The following is an 18,107-nucleotide window of genomic DNA, read 5'->3' as shown; positions in this document are numbered from 1 at the left end:
ATTAGTGAGAATAGGAAAATTTGCTGAAAGTAACAATCTTACCATTGACACTGTTAGGCATTATATGGAGTTGGGATTGATTATACCTGAAATGCAGGGGGGACAATACTATTTTGACCATAGATGCAAATCAGACTTAGGGGATATTTTAAGCTTAAAGAGTATGGGATTTACTCTAAATGAAATTAAGTCTATATTTATCTTTAGACGATTAGGAAATCTTACACCATATGAACAAGATCAATATTATAAGGCTTTTTTTGAAAACAAATATATAAGTATTGGAAAAGAAATAGAGAACCTTAAGGAAGTTAGAAATAATCTTAAATACAAAATACAAGAGTTAGAAAGTCTTAATGTAGGTCCAAAAAATAAAATTGGAATCGATTTTAAACATTTAAATATATTTAAATGTTTAAAGTGTAATAGTACTTTGGTACTTTCAAAGGGAAATGTGGATAATAATCAAATAATTGACGGTGTTTTAAGATGTAGTTGTGGATTAGAATATATAATTGAGGATGGAATATTAGTAATTAATCAGCAATCTAAAGATCATGGAGTAAATTTTGATTTTAATTATATAGTGGAATATATAAGTTTAACTGATATAGGGTACTTAGATAAACTATATAGGAACTTAGAGTTAATGCATAAGAAAGTAGAGTTTGATGAGTTTCAAAATAAAATGATATTAGAATTAGGGTCGGGAAGTGGTTTTTTCCTAAGACATATATATAATGAATTACCTGATAATACTATTTATATAGCTGTAGATAATGATTTAGAAAGACATAAATTCTTAAAAAATATGTTAGAACTTATGAATTGCAATAAGAACATAGTTTTTATCTGCACAGATTTTAGTGAAATTCCCATAGAAGATAAATCTATTGATGTTCTTGTGGATTTTACAGGAAGTAGCAACTATGGTTTTTTAAATGAAGAGTTTTTATTAAAGAAAATTGATAAATATGTTAAAACATCCGCTTGGTTAATTGGATCATATATAATATTTAAAAACTTCAGCATGAATAGTAAAATAACTGAAGAATATAGAAAAAATTTTATTTTAAATAATATACAAGAAAATATAAACAACCTATACTATAAACCTATTTATGAAAATGTATCAGCACCTTTAGATAAAGGTGGTAAATATGAAGATTATTTCGTAAAAGGAGAAGAAGTATATTCTTATTTATATTACGGTAAAAGATAGAGTTAACACCATACTTTATCAATTATATAATCAAAAATATTTATTATATATATTGACGTTGCCTAAAGACTACTGTTTAAGATGTAGTTAATAGGAGGGGGCAATATGAAAAATAAAACAGAAAGACGAAATTTTATATTATTTTCACTAGGTAAATTTGTATCTATTTTTGGTGCATCCATTTATTCTTTTGCAATAGGTCTTTATGTATTAGAAATTACAGGTTCAGGCTTAAATTTTGCTTTAAGTCTAATAGTTAGTAGTATACCTATGCTAATTATCAATCCATTTGCTGGAGTTTTAGCAGATAAATTTGATAAAAAGAAGATAGTTGTTATGATGGATATAGTGAATGGAACATTTTTAATGTTAATATATATAATTAGCTGTATATATGGACTAAGCTTACCAATTATATATATTAGTACATTTATCACTACGATTTTCAGTACTATATTTGGCATATCTATGGAGGCTGCAATTCCTAATATAGTATCAAAAGATATGTTAATGAATATTAATTCAATTAGTAAAATTATAGACTCCATATCTTCAATATTAGGGCCAATGGTTGGGGGGCTGGTATTTGCTTTTATTGATATTAAATATTTTATTTTACTTTGTGGAATATTCTATGTAATTTCAGGAGTATCTGAAATGTTTATAGATTTTAGATATAACTATCATGGACATGAGGAAAATGAAAATAATATTAATTTTGTAGAAGATATGAAAAAAGGTTTCGAGTATATTATGGAGAGAAAAGACATCATAGGAATTTTTACTGTGTTTATTAGTATAAATTTTTTTATGGGTCTATCAGTTACAGTACCTTTACCTTATATAATTAATAATGTACTGACGCTAGGTTCTAAAAGTCTAGGCATAATTCAAAGTGGATTTCCAGTAGGGATGATAATTGGGGCATTACTGATTAAAAGGATAATGAAGAAGATTGAATATAAAAAAGTTTTAATGTTTTCTAGTTTTACCTTAGGAATATGCACAATCTTATTAGGTATTCCCATACTATTTAAGAATATGGCATTTACTACTATCATGTATACTTTGTATTATTGCGGGGTAGTAGTTGTATTCGGAGTTACTATATCTTGTATAGATATACCAATTATGTATATGTTGCAAAAGATGATACCAGATGAATATAGAGGAAGAGTTCTAAGTATAGTAATGAGTACAGTTAAAATCATTCTGCCTATTGGTCTAATATTATCTGGATATTTATTAAATAGAATCCCAATATATTTTATAACAACTGTAGGAGGAATATTATTATTTTTAACTAATGCATTATCTTTAAATAGTAAAAAAACAATATTTTCAGATGTAAGTAAAGAGAATTAAATAATTACTTGTATTTTTATTAGGAGTATTGTATATTATATATTAATAATTGTATATAATTCGTAGATTGAGAAAGTAAGATATTTAACCCTGTAAAAGCGAGCTGGGATGGTGAAAGCCAGTGCAGGGAAAATATTTGAGAAGAACTCATGAGAATATATCTGAAATCAGTAAGATATTACGCTAGCAGCGTTAAAATTTCGAGTGGGCATTTGCCAACAAGAGTGGTATCACGGGTTAGCTCTCGTCTCTTACATTAGGGATGAGGGCTATTATTATTTTGAGGAGGTTGAAAAGATGTTAAACTTTAGAGAAGAAGCTGTAAAATTAATTAAGTCTGAAGTAGATACACTGACGGAAGAAGAAATATCTGCTTTAATAGAAGTACCACCATCTTATGATATGGGTGATTATGCTTTTCCAGTATTTAGGTTAGCAAAGGTTTTTAGAAAAGCACCACCTGCCATAGCAGAAGAATTAGCAGGTAAATTTGGAGACAATGAGTATTTTGAAAAGATAGAAAATAAAGGACCTTATCTTAACTTCTTTATAAATAAAGAGAAACTTACAGAAGTTGCTTTAAATGGGGTAAAAGAAAAGCAAACTAAATACGGTTCTTCAGATATGGGTAATGGAAAAACAGTAATAGTAGAATATTCATCTCCTAATATTGCAAAGCCTTTCCATATAGGGCATATCAGAACAACAGTTATAGGAAATTCATTATATAAAATATATAAATTCCTTGGATTTGAAACAATAGCAATAAATCATTTAGGAGATTATGGAACACAATTTGGGATGTTGATTTCTGCCTATAAGAAATGGGGAGATAAGGAAGTAATAGAGGCTGACCCTATAAATGAATTATTAAAGTTATATGTTAGATTTAATACAGAAGCAGAAGAAAATAAAGATTTAAGAGATGAAGCGAGATACTGGTTTAAAGAATTAGAAGACAGAAATGAAGAAGCTGTAGAACTATGGAAATGGATTAGAGAAATATCTCTAAAGGAATTCAACAAAGTATATGATATGTTAAATATTAAGTTTGACTCCTATGCAGGGGAATCTTTCTATTCAGACAAGATGCCTGCAGTAATTGAGGAGTTAAAGGAGAAGAACTTATTAAAAGAATCAGAAGGAGCATATTTGGTAGACCTAGAGGAATATGGAATGCCACCAGCTCTTATAATGAAATCTGATGGCTCTACCTTATACACTACTAGGGATATAGCAGCTGCATTCTATAGAAAGAAAACCTATGACTTCTATAAAAATATATATGTAGTAGCTTCCCAACAAAATCTTCACTTTAAAGCATGGATGAAGGTAATAGAGCTTATGGGTCACGAGTGGGCAAAAGATTGTATCCATATACCATTTGGTATGGTTAGTTTAGAGGATGGGACTTTATCTACTAGAAAAGGTAGAGTGGTCTTCTTAGAAGATGTGTTAAATACTGCAGTTAAAAATACTCTAAATATAATAAATGAAAGAAATCCAAAGTTGGAAAATAAAGAAGAAGTAGCAAAGCAAGTGGGTATAGGTGCAGTAGTGTTTCAAGAATTATTTAATCAAAGAATTAAAGACTATGTATTCTCCTGGGATAGAACTTTAAGTTTTGAAGGAGAAACAGGGCCTTATGTTCAATATACCCATGCAAGAATAAACTCTTTGCTTGAAAGAGGAGAATTTAATGTAGATGATAATGTGAATTATAGTCTTTTAAATACAGAGGAAGAAATCAATATAACAAGACTACTATATGATTTCCCTAGAATAGTAATAGATGCTATGGAAAAAAATGAGCCATATTTCATTACAAGGCATATAGTTGAAGTCGCAAAGGCTTATAACAAGTTCTATAACTCATGTCCTATAATTACAGATGACATAGAATTAAAAAAAGCAAGACTTATGTTATCCTTTGGAGCTAAAAATGTACTAAAAAATGGATTAGGCTTATTAGGTATGGAAGCGCCGGAAAGAATGTAGATATAGATGGAAAAGAATTTAGACAGACTTTTACTGAATTTATTTCAAGAAGATTATATAAAAAATAACACTTACACATATTTATCTCAATTGGGAGTAGTAACAATAAAATCCTTAATGCCTATGAAAGAAGAAGTAGCAGTAAGGATTGATTATAAAAGATTTATAGAAGAGTTTAAACTATGGGTAAGTTATAGAAATGGTGAAAATCCTTCCTTATTAAATATACAAGGAAGGGTAGACCCTTCTATATATTGGGATGAAGAAGATAATTCAATTGTAAGTAGGATAATTCCTATAGTCCTTAGTAACCAAAACTATGAAATAGTGGAAGAAGAAATTATAAAAAATGTATTATTTACATCTGGGAATTTAAAGGTACTTTTTGAATGGATATCTATTAGCTACTTATTGTATGAAATAATCTATAGTAAAATTGAAAACAAATTATTAGATAAATTAAAAGAAATTATAATAGGGTTTTCTCAAGTTGATTATATGAGAAAATATGAAAGACATTATAGGATAGGGATTGAAGATTATAAAGGAAATTTTAGTGTAGATTTTGAAAGAGAAAAAATTTATTTATTAAATATGTTAAATGGAATAGAGAACCTTAGATATCCTAACTTAGTTGATTTGACAAATATATTTAACAAAGAAGAACCGAAGACCACTATTGGTGAAATAGTTTATAGATTTCTATATGAATTAGATACTGAATATAGCCTTCCTAAATTTTATATGAATCTTGGAGAGTATATTATAAATTTAAGGAAGTCTAGAATTGATCCAGAGCAGCTAAAAATAGAAAAGTATATATTACCAGATATTTTTAGCTTTAAAGAAGGAGAAGTGTTTTTCCATTCCTTGCTTAAAAAATCCAAGGTAATAAAAAAAGAAGTAAAAAACAATGTTTTAACTTCTTTAGTTCAAACTAGAACAGGTATGTATTCATTTAAAAAATAGGCTTTCAAATTGATGAATGCCTATTTTTTAATATATTCTAAAAAATCTTTTTCGTCAATTTCCACCAAACAACTTAATTCCTCAACAATGCTGTCTTTTAAACTTATGAAGTCATCTATTTGAGTATTTTTACCTGTATATTCTAAAGCTTCAATAATCAGAAGCATATCATCCTTAGACATTTCCTGTATTGAAATCTTGTCAAAATCTCTCATGATTGTCCTCCTTTTGTCGTATTATACAATCTATTTTATAAGAACTTTGTCAAAAGTTCAATGGTTATTCTCATGTTTTTCTAAATTATCTGTATAAGATTAAAAACTAATGATATAATGTATTTAGTATTAAGGGAGGAAAAGATATGAAGACAATATTAACTACACTAAATTCCAAATTTGTTCATTCTTGTTTATCTATTAGATATTTGAAGGAATATGTTAGAGATTTAATCTCAATTGAACTAAAAGAGTATACAATAAACCAGAATATAGATTTCATAGCTTCAGATATATATAAAGAAAACCCGGATGTAATAGGTTTCTCCACTTATATATGGAATTTAACTGAGACTTTAGAGATATGTGAAATTTTAAAAATAGTTAAGCCTGAGATAAAGATAATTTTAGGGGGACCAGAGGTTTCCTTCGGCGGAGAAAAGATACTAAAGGATAATCCCTTCATTGATTTTATAGTCTATGGAGAGGGGGAAGAAACATTTAAGGAGCTTATGGAAGCTTTAATAAGCAATAGCAGTAAATATAATAATATAAATGGTTTAATTCATAGAGAGGACAATAAGATAGTTATCAATCCTTCTAGGCATTTAATTAAAGATTTAAATACTATTCCATCTCCCTATAGAAATATGGGAAATGAATTTAGAAATAAAATAGTATATTTTGAATCATCTAGAGGATGTCCTTTTGGTTGTGAATTTTGCCTTTCCTCAACTATTAAAGGAGTTAGATATTTCTCTATAGAAAGGGTAAAAGAAGAATTAAATATACTTATAGACTCTAAAGTTAAACAAGTAAAGTTTGTAGATAGGACATTTAATGCAAATAAAAAGTATGCCATGGAAATAATGAATTTTATTATAGATAAAAATCCTAAAGATATTAACTTTCACTTTGAAGTTACAGCTCATTTATTAGATAGAGAAATGCTAGACTTTCTATCTAATGTAAAAGAAGGACTATTCCAGTTTGAGGTAGGAGTACAGTCTACTAATTTAGATACTATAGAAGCAGTAGGTAGAGTTACTGATTTTGAGAAATTAAGAAGAATTACTAGTGAAATAAAATCATATAAAAATATTCATCAACATCTAGACCTTATTGCAGGGCTTCCCTATGAAGGATACAATTCCTTTAGAAAGTCATTTAATGATGTTTATGAAATCAAGCCTGAGAAAATACAATTAGGTTTTTTAAAGCTGTTAAAAGGGTCCGGCTTGAGGAAAGATGAAGAAAAATATGGATTTAGATACTTAGATACCCCACCTTATGAAGTATTAGAGAATGACTTTATAAAATATGGAGAGATTATAAGGCTTAAATTTATAGAGGATCTAGTGGAAAGATATTATAATGAAGGATATTTTGAACACTCTCTAGAATATATAATTAATAACCACTATACTAGTCCATTTGATTTTTACGAGGATTTCTCTTTCTTCTGGGAAGAAAATGAGTATCATAAGGTATCCAATAGTAGAATTAGATTATATGAAATATTAATAGAGTTTTATAAAACAAAAAATTATCCCGATATCTCGAGCTTTAATGAATTGTTAAGATTTGATTTTATAGAGAATAATAAAGGGTCACGAACTCCACATGGTATAGATATATTTGAAAGAAACATAGAACAAAGGAAGATGCATGAGATACTAAAGGATGAAAGAATAATTGAAAAGTACTTAAGAGAATATAAGGATTTACCAACTAAAAAAACAATAAAAGAAGTAGCAATAGAAGGATTTAAAAATAATATTTTTAAAATCATGGAAAATGGTTATAATTCCATAGACGAAAAGGATGAAATATATATATTGTTTGTTTATCAGGAAGGAGTCATAAATAGATGTAAAACTTATGACGTAACTTATATATTAAAGGAGTTGATTTGATTGGATATATTAAAAGATTTTTTTATAATTAATGGGCAGACATTAAAGAAAGCGGTATCTAGTTTAAAGGATAACTGGATGATAATTTTTACTGGAATAGCCTATATAATCATAAATATGCTTATGTTTGGGTTGGCTGTAACTTTATTTAGCGGAATACTATCTATTATTGCAGGTATTATAATAGCAATAGTAAGTGCAAGTCTAATATCTAATTATTTATATCTTTTGTATAATGTGATTAATTATAATAAAATAACCTTTCAAGATTTTAAAGATGGATTTAAGTATTTTACTAGAAAGGTATATACGGTATTTTTCTTTGCGTGGATAGGCAGCTATTTATTAAATCTTATTCAAGGGATAATAGGGTTTAATGCTAATATATTAAATATAATAGTGACTGTATCAATATTTATCTTATTAAATCCTCTTCCTGAGACATTATATTTAAAAGTCTTAGATCCTATGGAGAGTATTATGTATTCAATTGATTTTATGAAGGAAAATTGGCTAAATTGGTTATTGCCAAATGCTATATTTTATATAGTTATCTATTACTTCACAGGAAGTATTATAACTATGTTTTCTACACATTTAAATTTAGGATTAGGTTTAAGTATACCAGAGATTATAAGATATTTAATAGGACAAGGGATATTTTCCTTTACAATGATTTACAGAGGACACTTATATAAATTGCTTAGTACAAGTACTAGAAGAAAAAGAATGTTTATGAACAAGTTTTAATAATAGAAGGTGATAATATGGACTATATTAATGAATATTTTAAAAAAGAATCAGTTAGAGTTACATTTATGGAGCTAAGGGAGGATACAACTATTAATATTAAGGGGTATCCAGTAAATAAAAATATTCCCTTACCAATAATAACAGATGTATTATTAGGGGAAATTAAAGAAGGTAATTTAGAAGAGGAAATAAAGCTTGAATATATAATAAACGGAATAATTTACTTAATAGGTATAGATCCTGAGTTTAAGTATATAGAGGATTATAAAAATATTCTTATGGCTTATAATGAAGAATTTGAAGAGTATATATTCTTTCAGGGAATTAAAAGAATGGAAAAGAAGGATTATGTAGGTGGAGCAATTTGTTTTAGAGCATTAAAACTTATAAATTCCGAAAATATGAACGGGATTTTTAATTATGCTTTTGCGTTGGAAGAAATAGCGAAAGAGTATTTTTCTAAGGAACAAGAAGAAGAAGGACTAAAGTTTCTCAATGAATCTACTTATGAATTAGAATCTATATTGGATATAGATGATAAATATCCTTTAGCATATTATAAACTTGGTTATCATTATAAGTTTAATGAGCAGTATTTAAAGGCTAAGCTAATATGGACCAAGTATTTAACATTAGATAGGGATGAGATAAGACTTCAAGAAATAAGAGGAGAAATAGAATTTATAGAAAACGATGTGGCTTTAGAGTCAGGAATATCATACTTATCTCGAGAGCATTTCGATAAAGCTTTAGATATATTTTTAAAGCTATTACCTAAATTCGAGAAGTGGTGGGAGCTTAAGTATCTAATAGGAATTTGCCATAAGGGAATAGGAGATTTTGAAAGAGCTATTGATTATTTCTATGAATCATTAGATTTATATAAAGAGGACTCAGACCTTTATAATGAATTAGGTATTTGCTTATTTACTATAGGAGATTTTGATAATGCCATAAATGTATTTACAGAAGGTATTGAACACATACAAAATGATTATAAGCTAATATTTAATAGAGGATTATCCTATCTACAGCTAGGAAAATTGGAAGAAGCTTATGGAGATATTAGTGAAGCAGTTAAATTAAACCCCAGTGATGAAAATATGAACAGCCAAAAAAAGATATTAGAGGATTTAATAAATAGATAATATATTAAATATGGAGGGATATCATTGGAAATTAAGAAATTAGAAGAATTGCTGAAAATCAAAACTGAGAAAAAAATGAGATTAGCGGTAGTAGCTTGCCATGATGAAGAAGTTTTAGGTGCAGTGGTAGAAGCAGAAAAACTAGGTATAGCTGAACCAATTTTAATAGGAGACAAGAAAAAGACAGACTTAATAGCTAAAGAAAAAGGAATTGATATAAGTAACTATGAGCTGATAGATGAAGAAGACTTGAACATGTCTGCAGAAATAGGAGTCAAAATGGTTTCCACAGGAAAAGCTAATTTTATAATGAAAGGATTAGTGGATACATCCATATTACTAAAGGCGGTTTTAAATAAGGAATGGGGACTAAGAACTGATTCACTTTTAAGTCATGTGATGATTTATGATATTCCAAGCTACTCAAAGTTAATTTATTTAACAGATGGTGGAATGAACCTACAGCCATCACTTGAGGATAAAGTAAAAATCATAGAAAATGCAGTAACAGTAGTAAAATCATTGGGGAAAGAAGAAGTTAAAGTGGCTTGTTTAGCCGCTAAAGAAAAAGTAGACCCTAAAATGACAGCTACAGTAGATGCAGATGAACTGAAGAATAAATATATAAAGGGAGATTTTTCAAAGGGGACTATAGTTGATGGTCCTATGGCATTAGACTTAGCAGTATCTAAATCATCGGCAGAAATAAAAGGATACAAATCATCGGTGGCAGGAGATGCTGATGTACTTCTAGTTCCTAATATTGAAATGGGAAATGGTATAGGAAAAAGTATTACTTATTTTGCCGATGGAAAATCAGCAGGTATAGTAATGGGTGCAAAAGCTCCCATAGTATTAGTATCAAGAGCGGACGACCACGAAGCGAAATTATATTCTATTGCACTAGGAAGTGCAGTTGCAGCCTTTAAAGAATAGTTAATTTGAAATTATATGTATATTTTTTTAGAAAATGAATACAATAAATATTGGCTAAAGACTATGTTTAACATAGTCTTTAACTTTTTTATAAAAAAGGGTTGACTTTATATTTGAAACCGTGTATTATAATAAAAGTCGGCTGCGACATTAACTCAAATAAATCTAAAAAAGATTTAAAAAAAGTTAAAAAAACAGTTGACAACTCTTGGAAAAAAGAGTATGATAGTAAAAGTCAGCTACAACAAAAAAACTTCACAAATCAGCAAAGATTTGAAAAAAGTTTTTAAAAAAAGTGGTTGACAGCAAATGAAAAATTTGCTATACTAAACAAGTCGCCTCAAGCGAGACGACAAGAACCTAGAAAACTAAACAGTGTGAGAAACTTTGAATTATAAAAAGTAACACATGAAACAACAGTCAGCAAATTGAGCTGAATCAAACTTTTAAATGAGAGTTTGATCCTGGCTCAGGACGAACGCTGGCGGCGTGCCTAACACATGCAAGTCGAGCGAAGTTTTCAAGGTTGATTTCTTCGGAATGAAACTTTGATTATCTTAGCGGCGGACGGGTGAGTAACGCGTGAGAAACCTGCCTTTCACAAAGGGATAGCCTCGGGAAACTGGGATTAATACCTTATGATACTAAATCTTCACATGAAGGAATAGTCAAAGCGTAAAGCGGTGAAAGATGGTCTCGCGTCCCATTAGTTAGTTGGTGAGGTAATGGCTCACCAAGACTACGATGGGTAGCCGGCCTGAGAGGGTGAACGGCCACACTGGAACTGAGACACGGTCCAGACTCCTACGGGAGGCAGCAGTGGGGAATATTGCACAATGGAGGAAACTCTGATGCAGCGACGCCGCGTGAACGATGAAGGCCTTCGGGTCGTAAAGTTCTGTCCTTGGGGACGATAATGACGGTACCCAAGGAGGAAGCCCCGGCTAACTACGTGCCAGCAGCCGCGGTAATACGTAGGGGGCAAGCGTTGTCCGGATTTATTGGGCGTAAAGGGTGCGTAGGCGGCCTTTTAAGTCAGATGTGAAAGATCACGGCTCAACCGTGGTAAGCATTTGAAACTGGAAGGCTTGAGTTAAGGAGAGGAAAGTGGAATTCCTAGTGTAGCGGTGAAATGCGTAGATATTAGGAGGAATACCAGTGGCGAAGGCGACTTTCTGGACTTATACTGACGCTGATGCACGAAAGCGTGGGGAGCGAACAGGATTAGATACCCTGGTAGTCCACGCCGTAAACGATGAGTGCTAGGTGTTGGGGGTCAAACCTCGGTGCCGCAGCTAACGCATTAAGCACTCCGCCTGGGGAGTACGTACGCAAGTATGAAACTCAAAGGAATTGACGGGGACCCGCACAAGCAGCGGAGCATGTGGTTTAATTCGAAGCAACGCGAAGAACCTTACCAGGGCTTGACATGCCCCTGACCGGTCTAGAGATAGACCTTTACCTTCGGGTACAGGGGACACAGGTGGTGCATGGTTGTCGTCAGCTCGTGTCGTGAGATGTTGGGTTAAGTCCCGCAACGAGCGCAACCCTTGCCTTTAGTTGCTACCATTAAGTTGAGCACTCTAGAGGGACTGCCGATGACAAATCGGAGGAAGGTGGGGATGACGTCAAATCATCATGCCCTTTATGTCCTGGGCTACACACGTGCTACAATGGTCGGTACAACGAGCAGCTACTTAGCGATAAGATGCAAATCTCTTAAAGCCGATCCCAGTTCGGATTGCAGGCTGCAACTCGCCTGCATGAAGTCGGAGTTGCTAGTAATCGTGAATCAGAATGTCGCGGTGAATGCGTTCCCGGGTCTTGTACACACCGCCCGTCACACCATGGGAGTTGGCAATACCCGAAGCCAGTGAGCTAACCGTAAGGAGGCAGCTGTCGAAGGTAGGGTCAATAACTAGGGTGAAGTCGTAACAAGGTAGCCGTATCGGAAGGTGCGGCTGGATCACCTCCTTTCTAAGGAGTTCAAAAGAACTCACACTGTTCTGTTTATATATTATCGTGGGGGTGTAGCTCAGTTGGGAGAGCACCTGCCTTGCAAGCAGGGGGTCAGGAGTTCGACTCTCCTCATCTCCACCAAACAATTATCAAGTATAATTGTTCACACTGAACATTGAAAACTACAAATTGCAATATAAATAAGTAATTTAGGTCAAGTTATTAAGGGCGTAGGGCGAATGCCTTGGCACCAAGAGCCGATGAAGGACGGGATAAGCACCGATATGCTTCGGGGAGTCGCAAATAGACTGTGATCCGGAGATTTCCGAATGGGGAAACCTACTTGAGCAACCCTCAAGTATCATACACTGAATACATAGGTGTATGAAGGAAGACCAGGGGAACTGAAACATCTAAGTACCCTGAGGAGAAGAAAGAAAAATCGATTTCCTAAGTAGCGGCGAGCGAACGGGAAAGAGCCCAAACCAGATTTATCTGGGGTTAAGGACCAGCATAATGGAATAATGAATCTAATAGAAGAGGATTGGAAAATCCCACCATAGACGGTGATAGTCCGGTATATGAAAGAAGAGTTTACCAGCTGGTATCCAGAGTACCACGGGACACGTGAAATCCTGTGGGAAGTAGGGAGGACCACCTCCCAAGGCTAAATACTCCTTGGTGACCGATAGAGAAATAGTACCGTGAGGGAAAGGTGAAAAGAACCCCGGAAGGGGAGTGAAATAGAATCTGAAACCCTACGCCTACAAGCAGTGGAAGCACATTATTCGTGTAACCACGTACTTTTTGTAGAACGGGCCAGCGAGTTATGGTAGTGAGCAAGGTTAATGACTTAAGGTCAGGAGCCGTAGGGAAACCAAGTCTTAATAGGGCGACTAAGTTCCCTGCCATAGACCCGAAACCGGGTGACCTATCCATGGGCAGAGTGAAGTTGAAGTAAAATTCAATGGAGGCTCGAACCCGTTAGCGTTTAAAAGCTATGGGATGACCTGTGGATAGGGGTGAAAAGCCAATCGAACTCGGAGATAGCTGGTTCTCCTCGAAATAGCTTTAGGGCTAGCCTCAAGGAAAAGTGATATGGAGGTAGAGCACTGAATGGTCTAGGGGCGCATAGCGTTACCAAAACCTATCAAACTCCGAATGCCATACTCATAACCTTGGGAGTCAGACTATGTGGGATAAGCTTCATAGTCGAAAGGGAAAGAGCCCAGATCACCAGCTAAGGTCCCTAAATCCAGATTAAGTGGTAAAGGATGTGAGGTTTCACAGACAACCAGGATGTTGGCTTAGAAGCAGCCATACATTTAAAGAGTGCGTAATAGCTCACTGGTCGAGAGACCTTGCGCCGAAGATTTCCGGGGCTTAAATCTGGTACCGAAGCTGTGGGATTCGTAAGAATCGGTAGAGGAGCATTGTGTGTGGATAGAAGGTATACCGTAAGGAGTGCTGGACTGCACACAAGAGAGAATGCTGGCATAAGTAGCGAAAGGTGAGTGAGAATCTCACCCGTCGAAAGCCTAAGGTTTCCTGAGGAAGGTTCGTCCACTCAGGGTAAGTCGGGACCTAAGCCAAGGCTGAAAAGCGTAGGCGATGGACAACAGGTTGAAATTCCTGTACTAGTTATAAGCGTTTGAGAAATGGAGTGACGCAGGAGGATAGGCTAAGCGTGCCGTTGGTTGAGCACGTCTAAGCATAAAGGAAGTGAGTATAGGCAAATCCGTACTCATAATTCTGAAATGTGATGGGGATCGAAAAACAAGTAGAGAAGTAGCTGACTCCACACTGCCAAGAAAAGCTTCTATCGAGCAAGTAACTACCCGTACCGCAAACCGACACAGGTAGGCGAGGAGAGAATCCTAAGACGAGCGGAAGAACCATTGTTAAGGAACTCGGCAAAATAGCCCCGTAACTTAGGGAGAAGGGGTGCCAGGAAACCTGGCCGCAGTGAATAGGCCCAAGCGACTGTTTACCAAAAACACAAGTATCTGCTAAGTCGAAAGACGAAGTATAGGTGCTGACACCTGCCCGGTGCTGGAAGGTTAAGGGGAAGGCTTAGCGTAAGCGAAGGCTAGAACTTAAGCCCCAGTAAACGGCGGCCGTAACTATAACGGTCCTAAGGTAGCGAAATTCCTTGTCGGGTAAGTTCCGACCCGCACGAAAGGTGTAACGATTTGGGCACTGTCTCAACAATGGATCCGGTGAAATTGTAGTATACGTGAAGATGCGTATTACCCGCGACAGGACGGAAAGACCCCGTGGAGCTTTACTGCAGGCTGACATTGGATTTCGGCATTGCATGTACAGGATAGGTGGGAGACTTTGAAGCCAGGGCGCCAGCTTTGGTGGAGTCAACCTTGGGATACCACTCTTGTAATGCTGAAATTCTAACCTGATACCATGAAACTGGTATAGGGACACTGTCAGTTGGGCAGTTTGACTGGGGCGGTCGCCTCCTAAAGAGTAACGGAGGCGCTCAAAGGTTCCCTCAGCACGGTCGGAAATCGTGCGAAGAGTGTAAAGGCAAAAGGGAGCTTAACTGCGACACCAACAAGTGGAGCAGAAACGAAAGTTGGACTTAGTGATCCGGTGGTTCCGAGTGGAAGGGCCATCGCTCAACGGATAAAAGCTACCCCGGGGATAACAGGCTTATCTCCCCAAGAGTCCACATCGACGGGGAGGTTTGGCACCTCGATGTCGGCTCGTCTCATCCTGGGGCTGGAGTAGGTCCCAAGGGTTGGGCTGTTCGCCCATTAAAGAGGCACGCGAGCTGGGTTCAGAACGTCGTGAGACAGTTCGGTCCCTATCCGTCGTGGGCGTAGGAAATTTGAGAGGAGCTGTCCTTAGTACGAGAGGACCGGGATGGACAGACCGCTGGTGTATCAGTTGTCATGCCAATGGCACGGCTGAGTAGCTATGTCTGGAAGGGATAAGTGCTGAAGGCATCTAAGCACGAAGCCCCCCTCAAGATAAGATTTCCCACTTTAAAAGTTAAGACTCCAAGAAGACCACTTGGTAGATAGGTCTCAGGTGTAAGAGTAGTAATACTTTAAGCTAAGAGATACTAATAAGTCGAGGACTTGACCTAAAATATTGCAATTGATAGTTTTCGTCTGGTGACGATAGCAAGATGGACACACCTGTACCCATACCGAACACAGAAGTTAAGCATCTTAACGCCGATGGTACTTGGTTGGAAACGACCTGGGAGAGTAGGAAGTTGCCAGGCTGATCTTGGGTAGCTCAATGGCGGAGCAACCGGCTGTTAACCGGTAGGTTGTGGGTTCGAGTCCCACCCCAAGAGCCATTAGAAACATAAAACGCCGGAGTGGCGGAACAGGCAGACGCACAGGACTTAAAATCCTGCGATCCTCACCGATCGTACCGGTTCGATTCCGGTCTCCGGCACCATTACATAATGACTTGATCCAATGAATGTAGAAAATTATAGGTAAGTCATAGGTATGGAGAAAAACAGAACTATAAAATAATGCCGCGGGATGGAGCAGTTTGGCAGCTCGTCGGGCTCATAACCCGGAGGTCGTCGGTTCAAATCCGGCTCCCGCAACCATAATTCTTAAGGTACAACCATATGATAATCAATAGTTTGGCGGCGTAGCTCAGTTGGCTAGAGCATGCGGTTCATACCCGCAGTGTCAGCGGTTCAAATCCGTTCGCCGCTACCAAAGAAATTAAATAAGGCCCCATGGTCAAGCGGTTAAGACATCGCCCTTTCACGGCGGTAACCCGGGTTCGAATCCCGGTGGGGTCACCATTATAACCTAATTAGGTCAAAAATAATATGGGCGCATAGCTCAGTTGGGAGAGCACCTGCCTTACAAGCAGGGGGTCACAGGTTCGAGCCCTGTTGTGCCCACCATATAATGACTTAATTTAGAAAAATAATGGCCTGGTAGTTCAGTTGGTTAGAATGCCAGCCTGTCACGCTGGAGGTCGAGGGTTCGAGTCCCTTCCAGGTCGCCATTATGACCTAACACAATAAGCGTAGCGAATTGATGTAGGTCAAACGCAACGAGCACCAAATCTATACGAGTGTAACGAGTAAATAGATTTGAGTTGCGAGACTGCGAAATGATATGTTTGCTGGCGTAGCTCAATCGGCAGAGCAACTGACTTGTAATCAGTAGGTTGGGGGTTCAATTCCTCTCGCCAGCTCCATTATGAATTAACTTAGGGAGGAGTACCCAAGTGGCTAAAGGGGACGGACTGTAAATCCGTTAGCTAAGCTTTCACTGGTTCGAATCCAGTCTCCTCCACCATTATAACCTAATTCTATGGAAGTGTAGGTTACGATTAAAAATAAATATGCGGGTGTAGCTCAGTGGTAGAGCCCCAGCCTTCCAAGCTGGTTGCGAGGGTTCGATTCCCTTCACCCGCTCCATGATTTACTAAATAAATCTTGCGCCTATAGCTCAGTAGGATAGAGCAACGGACTTCTAATCCGTGTGCCGGGGGTTCGAATCCTCCTAGGCGCGCCAGATGATGGGGTGTAGCCAAGTCGGTAAGGCACTAGACTTTGACTCTAGCATTCCACAGGTTCGAGTCCTGTCACCCCAGCCATTAAAATTAATAATCATGATCCATTAGCTCAGTCGGTAGAGCACCTGACTTTTAATCAGGGTGTCCCGCGTTCGAGTCGCGGATGGATCACCAGATGGAGAGGTACCGAAGCGGTCATAACGGGGCGGTCTTGAAAACCGTTAGGGTGCAAGCCCACGTGGGTTCGAATCCCACCCTCTCCGCCAAATTAAATTATGTTCCATAAGAATGAATATGGAGAAGTACTCAAGTGGCTGAAGAGGCTCCCCTGCTAAGGGAGTAGGTCCTTCACGGGGCGCGAGGGTTCAAATCCCTCCTTCTCCGCCAAGTATGGTAGGGGCCTTTAGCTCAGTCGGTTAGAGCGCCCGGCTCATAACCGGTAGGTCCGGGGTTCGAGTCCCTGAAGGCCCACCATTTATTACATAAAAATTCTTAGAAACTAAATTATTACGTGCCCGGATAGCTCAGTCGGTAGAGCAGTAGACTGAAAATCTACGTGTCGCTGGTTCGATTCCGGCTCCGGGCACCATGTTTGTTTTTGGGGCCTTTAGCTCAGTCGGTTAGAGCGCCCGGCTCATAACCGGTAGGTCCGGGGTTCGAGTCCCTGAAGGCCCACCAATGATTTATCTACCATTGGAATTATAAAAACTTAGGGGTGTAGTTCAGTGGCAGAACGTCGGTCTCCAAAACCGAATGTCGTGGGTTCAAATCCTGCCACCCCTGCCACATTACCAAAAAAAATCAAGTAAAATTATATTAAAATAATATGGGCGCATAGCTCAGTTGGGAGAGCACCTGCCTTACAAGCAGGGGGTCACAGGTTCGAGCCCTGTTGTGCCCACCATTTTTATGACCTAAGAAGTGTTTGGACCTGTAGCTCAGGTGGTTAGAGCGCACGCCTGATAAGCGTGAGGTCGGTGGTTCGAGTCCACCTAGGTCCACCATAGTTTATAATAATTTATATACTATGGGCCTTTAGCTCAGTCGGTTAGAGCGCCCGGCTCATAACCGGTAGGTCCGGGGTTCGAGTCCCTGAAGGCCCACCATG

General features: G+C 36.6%; 9 protein-coding genes, 23 tRNA genes, 3 rRNA genes and 1 other annotated feature. Of the genes, 34 read left to right on the top strand and 1 reads right to left on the bottom strand.

Annotated features, from left to right (window positions below):
- Positions 1–4 precede the first annotated feature (4 nt).
- From RBU61_RS11955 to RBU61_RS11940, 4 genes are all read left to right on the top strand, one after another.
- Positions 5–1,222, top strand: a complete 1,218-nt coding sequence (locus RBU61_RS11955) for a MerR family transcriptional regulator (protein ID WP_308875647.1) — start codon at positions 5–7, stop codon at positions 1,220–1,222.
- Positions 1,223–1,327: 105 nt separating this feature from the next.
- Positions 1,328–2,587 carry an MFS transporter gene (locus RBU61_RS11950; RefSeq protein ID WP_308875646.1) on the top strand — a complete coding sequence of 420 codons (1,260 nt, stop codon included), beginning with the start codon at positions 1,328–1,330 and terminating at the stop codon, positions 2,585–2,587.
- Between the two features lie 54 nt (positions 2,588–2,641).
- Positions 2,642–2,842, top strand: a binding site (T-box leader).
- A 42-nt stretch (positions 2,843–2,884) separates the two neighbouring features.
- The gene (argS, locus tag RBU61_RS11945) at positions 2,885–4,585 is read left to right on the top strand and encodes an arginine--tRNA ligase (protein ID WP_308875645.1); all 1,701 of its coding nucleotides are present in this window, start codon (positions 2,885–2,887) and stop codon (positions 4,583–4,585) included.
- A gap of 6 nt (positions 4,586–4,591) precedes the next feature.
- Positions 4,592–5,554 carry a hypothetical protein gene (locus RBU61_RS11940; RefSeq protein ID WP_308875644.1) on the top strand — a complete coding sequence of 321 codons (963 nt, stop codon included), beginning with the start codon at positions 4,592–4,594 and terminating at the stop codon, positions 5,552–5,554.
- A 20-nt stretch (positions 5,555–5,574) separates the two neighbouring features.
- Here RBU61_RS11940 and RBU61_RS11935 read toward each other — a convergent pair whose 3' ends face one another.
- Positions 5,575–5,769: a hypothetical protein gene (locus tag RBU61_RS11935; protein WP_308875643.1), complete on the bottom strand. Its 195-nt coding sequence runs from the start codon at positions 5,767–5,769 to the stop codon at positions 5,575–5,577.
- Positions 5,770–5,915: 146 nt separating this feature from the next.
- Here RBU61_RS11935 and RBU61_RS11930 point away from each other — a divergent pair, with 146 nt between their 5' ends.
- The 30 genes from RBU61_RS11930 (at position 5,916) to RBU61_RS11785 (ending at position 18,105) form a co-directional block, all read left to right on the top strand.
- Positions 5,916–7,685 carry a B12-binding domain-containing radical SAM protein gene (locus RBU61_RS11930; RefSeq protein WP_308875642.1) on the top strand — a complete coding sequence of 590 codons (1,770 nt, stop codon included), beginning with the start codon at positions 5,916–5,918 and terminating at the stop codon, positions 7,683–7,685.
- A complete protein-coding gene (locus RBU61_RS11925) occupies positions 7,686–8,435 on the top strand; it encodes a hypothetical protein (protein WP_308875641.1) in 750 nt (249 codons plus the stop codon).
- 17 nt (positions 8,436–8,452) lie between these two features.
- Positions 8,453–9,586, top strand: a complete 1,134-nt coding sequence (locus RBU61_RS11920) for a tetratricopeptide repeat protein (protein WP_308875640.1) — start codon at positions 8,453–8,455, stop codon at positions 9,584–9,586.
- Between the two features lie 24 nt (positions 9,587–9,610).
- Positions 9,611–10,522, top strand: coding sequence for a bifunctional enoyl-CoA hydratase/phosphate acetyltransferase (locus RBU61_RS11915; RefSeq protein ID WP_308875639.1), 912 nt, complete (start codon positions 9,611–9,613; stop codon positions 10,520–10,522).
- Between the two features lie 446 nt (positions 10,523–10,968).
- A 16S ribosomal RNA gene (locus RBU61_RS11910) occupies positions 10,969–12,499 on the top strand.
- Positions 12,500–12,546: 47 nt separating this feature from the next.
- Positions 12,547–12,622 (top strand) — tRNA-Ala (locus tag RBU61_RS11905).
- 71 nt (positions 12,623–12,693) lie between these two features.
- Positions 12,694–15,587, top strand: a 23S ribosomal RNA gene (locus RBU61_RS11900).
- Between the two features lie 24 nt (positions 15,588–15,611).
- Positions 15,612–15,728, top strand: a 5S ribosomal RNA gene (gene rrf, locus RBU61_RS11895).
- The 16S, 23S and 5S rRNA genes sit together here with 23 tRNA genes alongside, the layout of an rRNA operon.
- Before the next feature lie 3 nt (positions 15,729–15,731).
- A tRNA-Asn gene (locus RBU61_RS11890) sits at positions 15,732–15,806 on the top strand.
- 15 nt (positions 15,807–15,821) lie between these two features.
- Positions 15,822–15,910, top strand: a tRNA-Leu gene (locus RBU61_RS11885).
- An 83-nt stretch (positions 15,911–15,993) separates the two neighbouring features.
- Positions 15,994–16,070, top strand: a tRNA-Met gene (locus tag RBU61_RS11880).
- 38 nt (positions 16,071–16,108) lie between these two features.
- Positions 16,109–16,185: transfer RNA gene (locus tag RBU61_RS11875), tRNA-Met, on the top strand.
- 14 nt (positions 16,186–16,199) lie between these two features.
- Positions 16,200–16,274: transfer RNA gene (locus RBU61_RS11870), tRNA-Glu, on the top strand.
- A gap of 29 nt (positions 16,275–16,303) precedes the next feature.
- Positions 16,304–16,379, top strand: a tRNA-Val gene (locus RBU61_RS11865).
- 27 nt (positions 16,380–16,406) lie between these two features.
- Positions 16,407–16,483 (top strand) — tRNA-Asp (locus RBU61_RS11860).
- Between the two features lie 119 nt (positions 16,484–16,602).
- Positions 16,603–16,678 (top strand) — tRNA-Thr (locus RBU61_RS11855).
- 16 nt (positions 16,679–16,694) lie between these two features.
- Positions 16,695–16,779, top strand: a tRNA-Tyr gene (locus RBU61_RS11850).
- A 48-nt stretch (positions 16,780–16,827) separates the two neighbouring features.
- Positions 16,828–16,901 (top strand) — tRNA-Gly (locus RBU61_RS11845).
- A gap of 20 nt (positions 16,902–16,921) precedes the next feature.
- A tRNA-Arg gene (locus RBU61_RS11840) sits at positions 16,922–16,998 on the top strand.
- A 5-nt stretch (positions 16,999–17,003) separates the two neighbouring features.
- Positions 17,004–17,080 (top strand) — tRNA-Gln (locus tag RBU61_RS11835).
- A gap of 17 nt (positions 17,081–17,097) precedes the next feature.
- Positions 17,098–17,173, top strand: a tRNA-Lys gene (locus RBU61_RS11830).
- Positions 17,174–17,176: 3 nt separating this feature from the next.
- A tRNA-Ser gene (locus tag RBU61_RS11825) sits at positions 17,177–17,265 on the top strand.
- Positions 17,266–17,295: 30 nt separating this feature from the next.
- Positions 17,296–17,386: transfer RNA gene (locus RBU61_RS11820), tRNA-Ser, on the top strand.
- A gap of 10 nt (positions 17,387–17,396) precedes the next feature.
- A tRNA-Ile gene (locus RBU61_RS11815) sits at positions 17,397–17,473 on the top strand.
- A gap of 39 nt (positions 17,474–17,512) precedes the next feature.
- Positions 17,513–17,588: transfer RNA gene (locus tag RBU61_RS11810), tRNA-Phe, on the top strand.
- A 12-nt stretch (positions 17,589–17,600) separates the two neighbouring features.
- Positions 17,601–17,677: transfer RNA gene (locus tag RBU61_RS11805), tRNA-Ile, on the top strand.
- Between the two features lie 33 nt (positions 17,678–17,710).
- Positions 17,711–17,785 (top strand) — tRNA-Trp (locus RBU61_RS11800).
- A gap of 42 nt (positions 17,786–17,827) precedes the next feature.
- Positions 17,828–17,903: transfer RNA gene (locus RBU61_RS11795), tRNA-Val, on the top strand.
- Positions 17,904–17,926: 23 nt separating this feature from the next.
- Positions 17,927–18,003: transfer RNA gene (locus RBU61_RS11790), tRNA-Ile, on the top strand.
- A 25-nt stretch (positions 18,004–18,028) separates the two neighbouring features.
- Positions 18,029–18,105: transfer RNA gene (locus RBU61_RS11785), tRNA-Ile, on the top strand.
- The last annotated feature ends 2 nt before the right edge of the window (positions 18,106–18,107 follow it).

Source organism: Tissierella sp. MB52-C2 (genome assembly GCF_030931715.1).
Taxonomy (GTDB): domain Bacteria; phylum Bacillota; class Clostridia; order Tissierellales; family Tissierellaceae; genus Tissierella.
The sequence above is the reverse complement of the archived record's forward strand: the minus strand, read 5'-3'. Positions and strand labels throughout refer to the sequence as shown.

Coding starts and splice junctions, on each gene's coding strand:
- RBU61_RS11930 (WP_308875642.1), top strand. CDS start 5,916: ATGAAGACAATATTAACTACACTAAATTCCAAATTTGTTCATTCTTGT.
- RBU61_RS11935 (WP_308875643.1), bottom strand. CDS start 5,769: ATGAGAGATTTTGACAAGATTTCAATACAGGAAATGTCTAAGGATGAT.
- RBU61_RS11950 (WP_308875646.1), top strand. CDS start 1,328: ATGAAAAATAAAACAGAAAGACGAAATTTTATATTATTTTCACTAGGT.
- RBU61_RS11920 (WP_308875640.1), top strand. CDS start 8,453: ATGGACTATATTAATGAATATTTTAAAAAAGAATCAGTTAGAGTTACA.
- RBU61_RS11940 (WP_308875644.1), top strand. CDS start 4,592: ATGGAAAAGAATTTAGACAGACTTTTACTGAATTTATTTCAAGAAGAT.
- argS (WP_308875645.1), top strand. CDS start 2,885: ATGTTAAACTTTAGAGAAGAAGCTGTAAAATTAATTAAGTCTGAAGTA.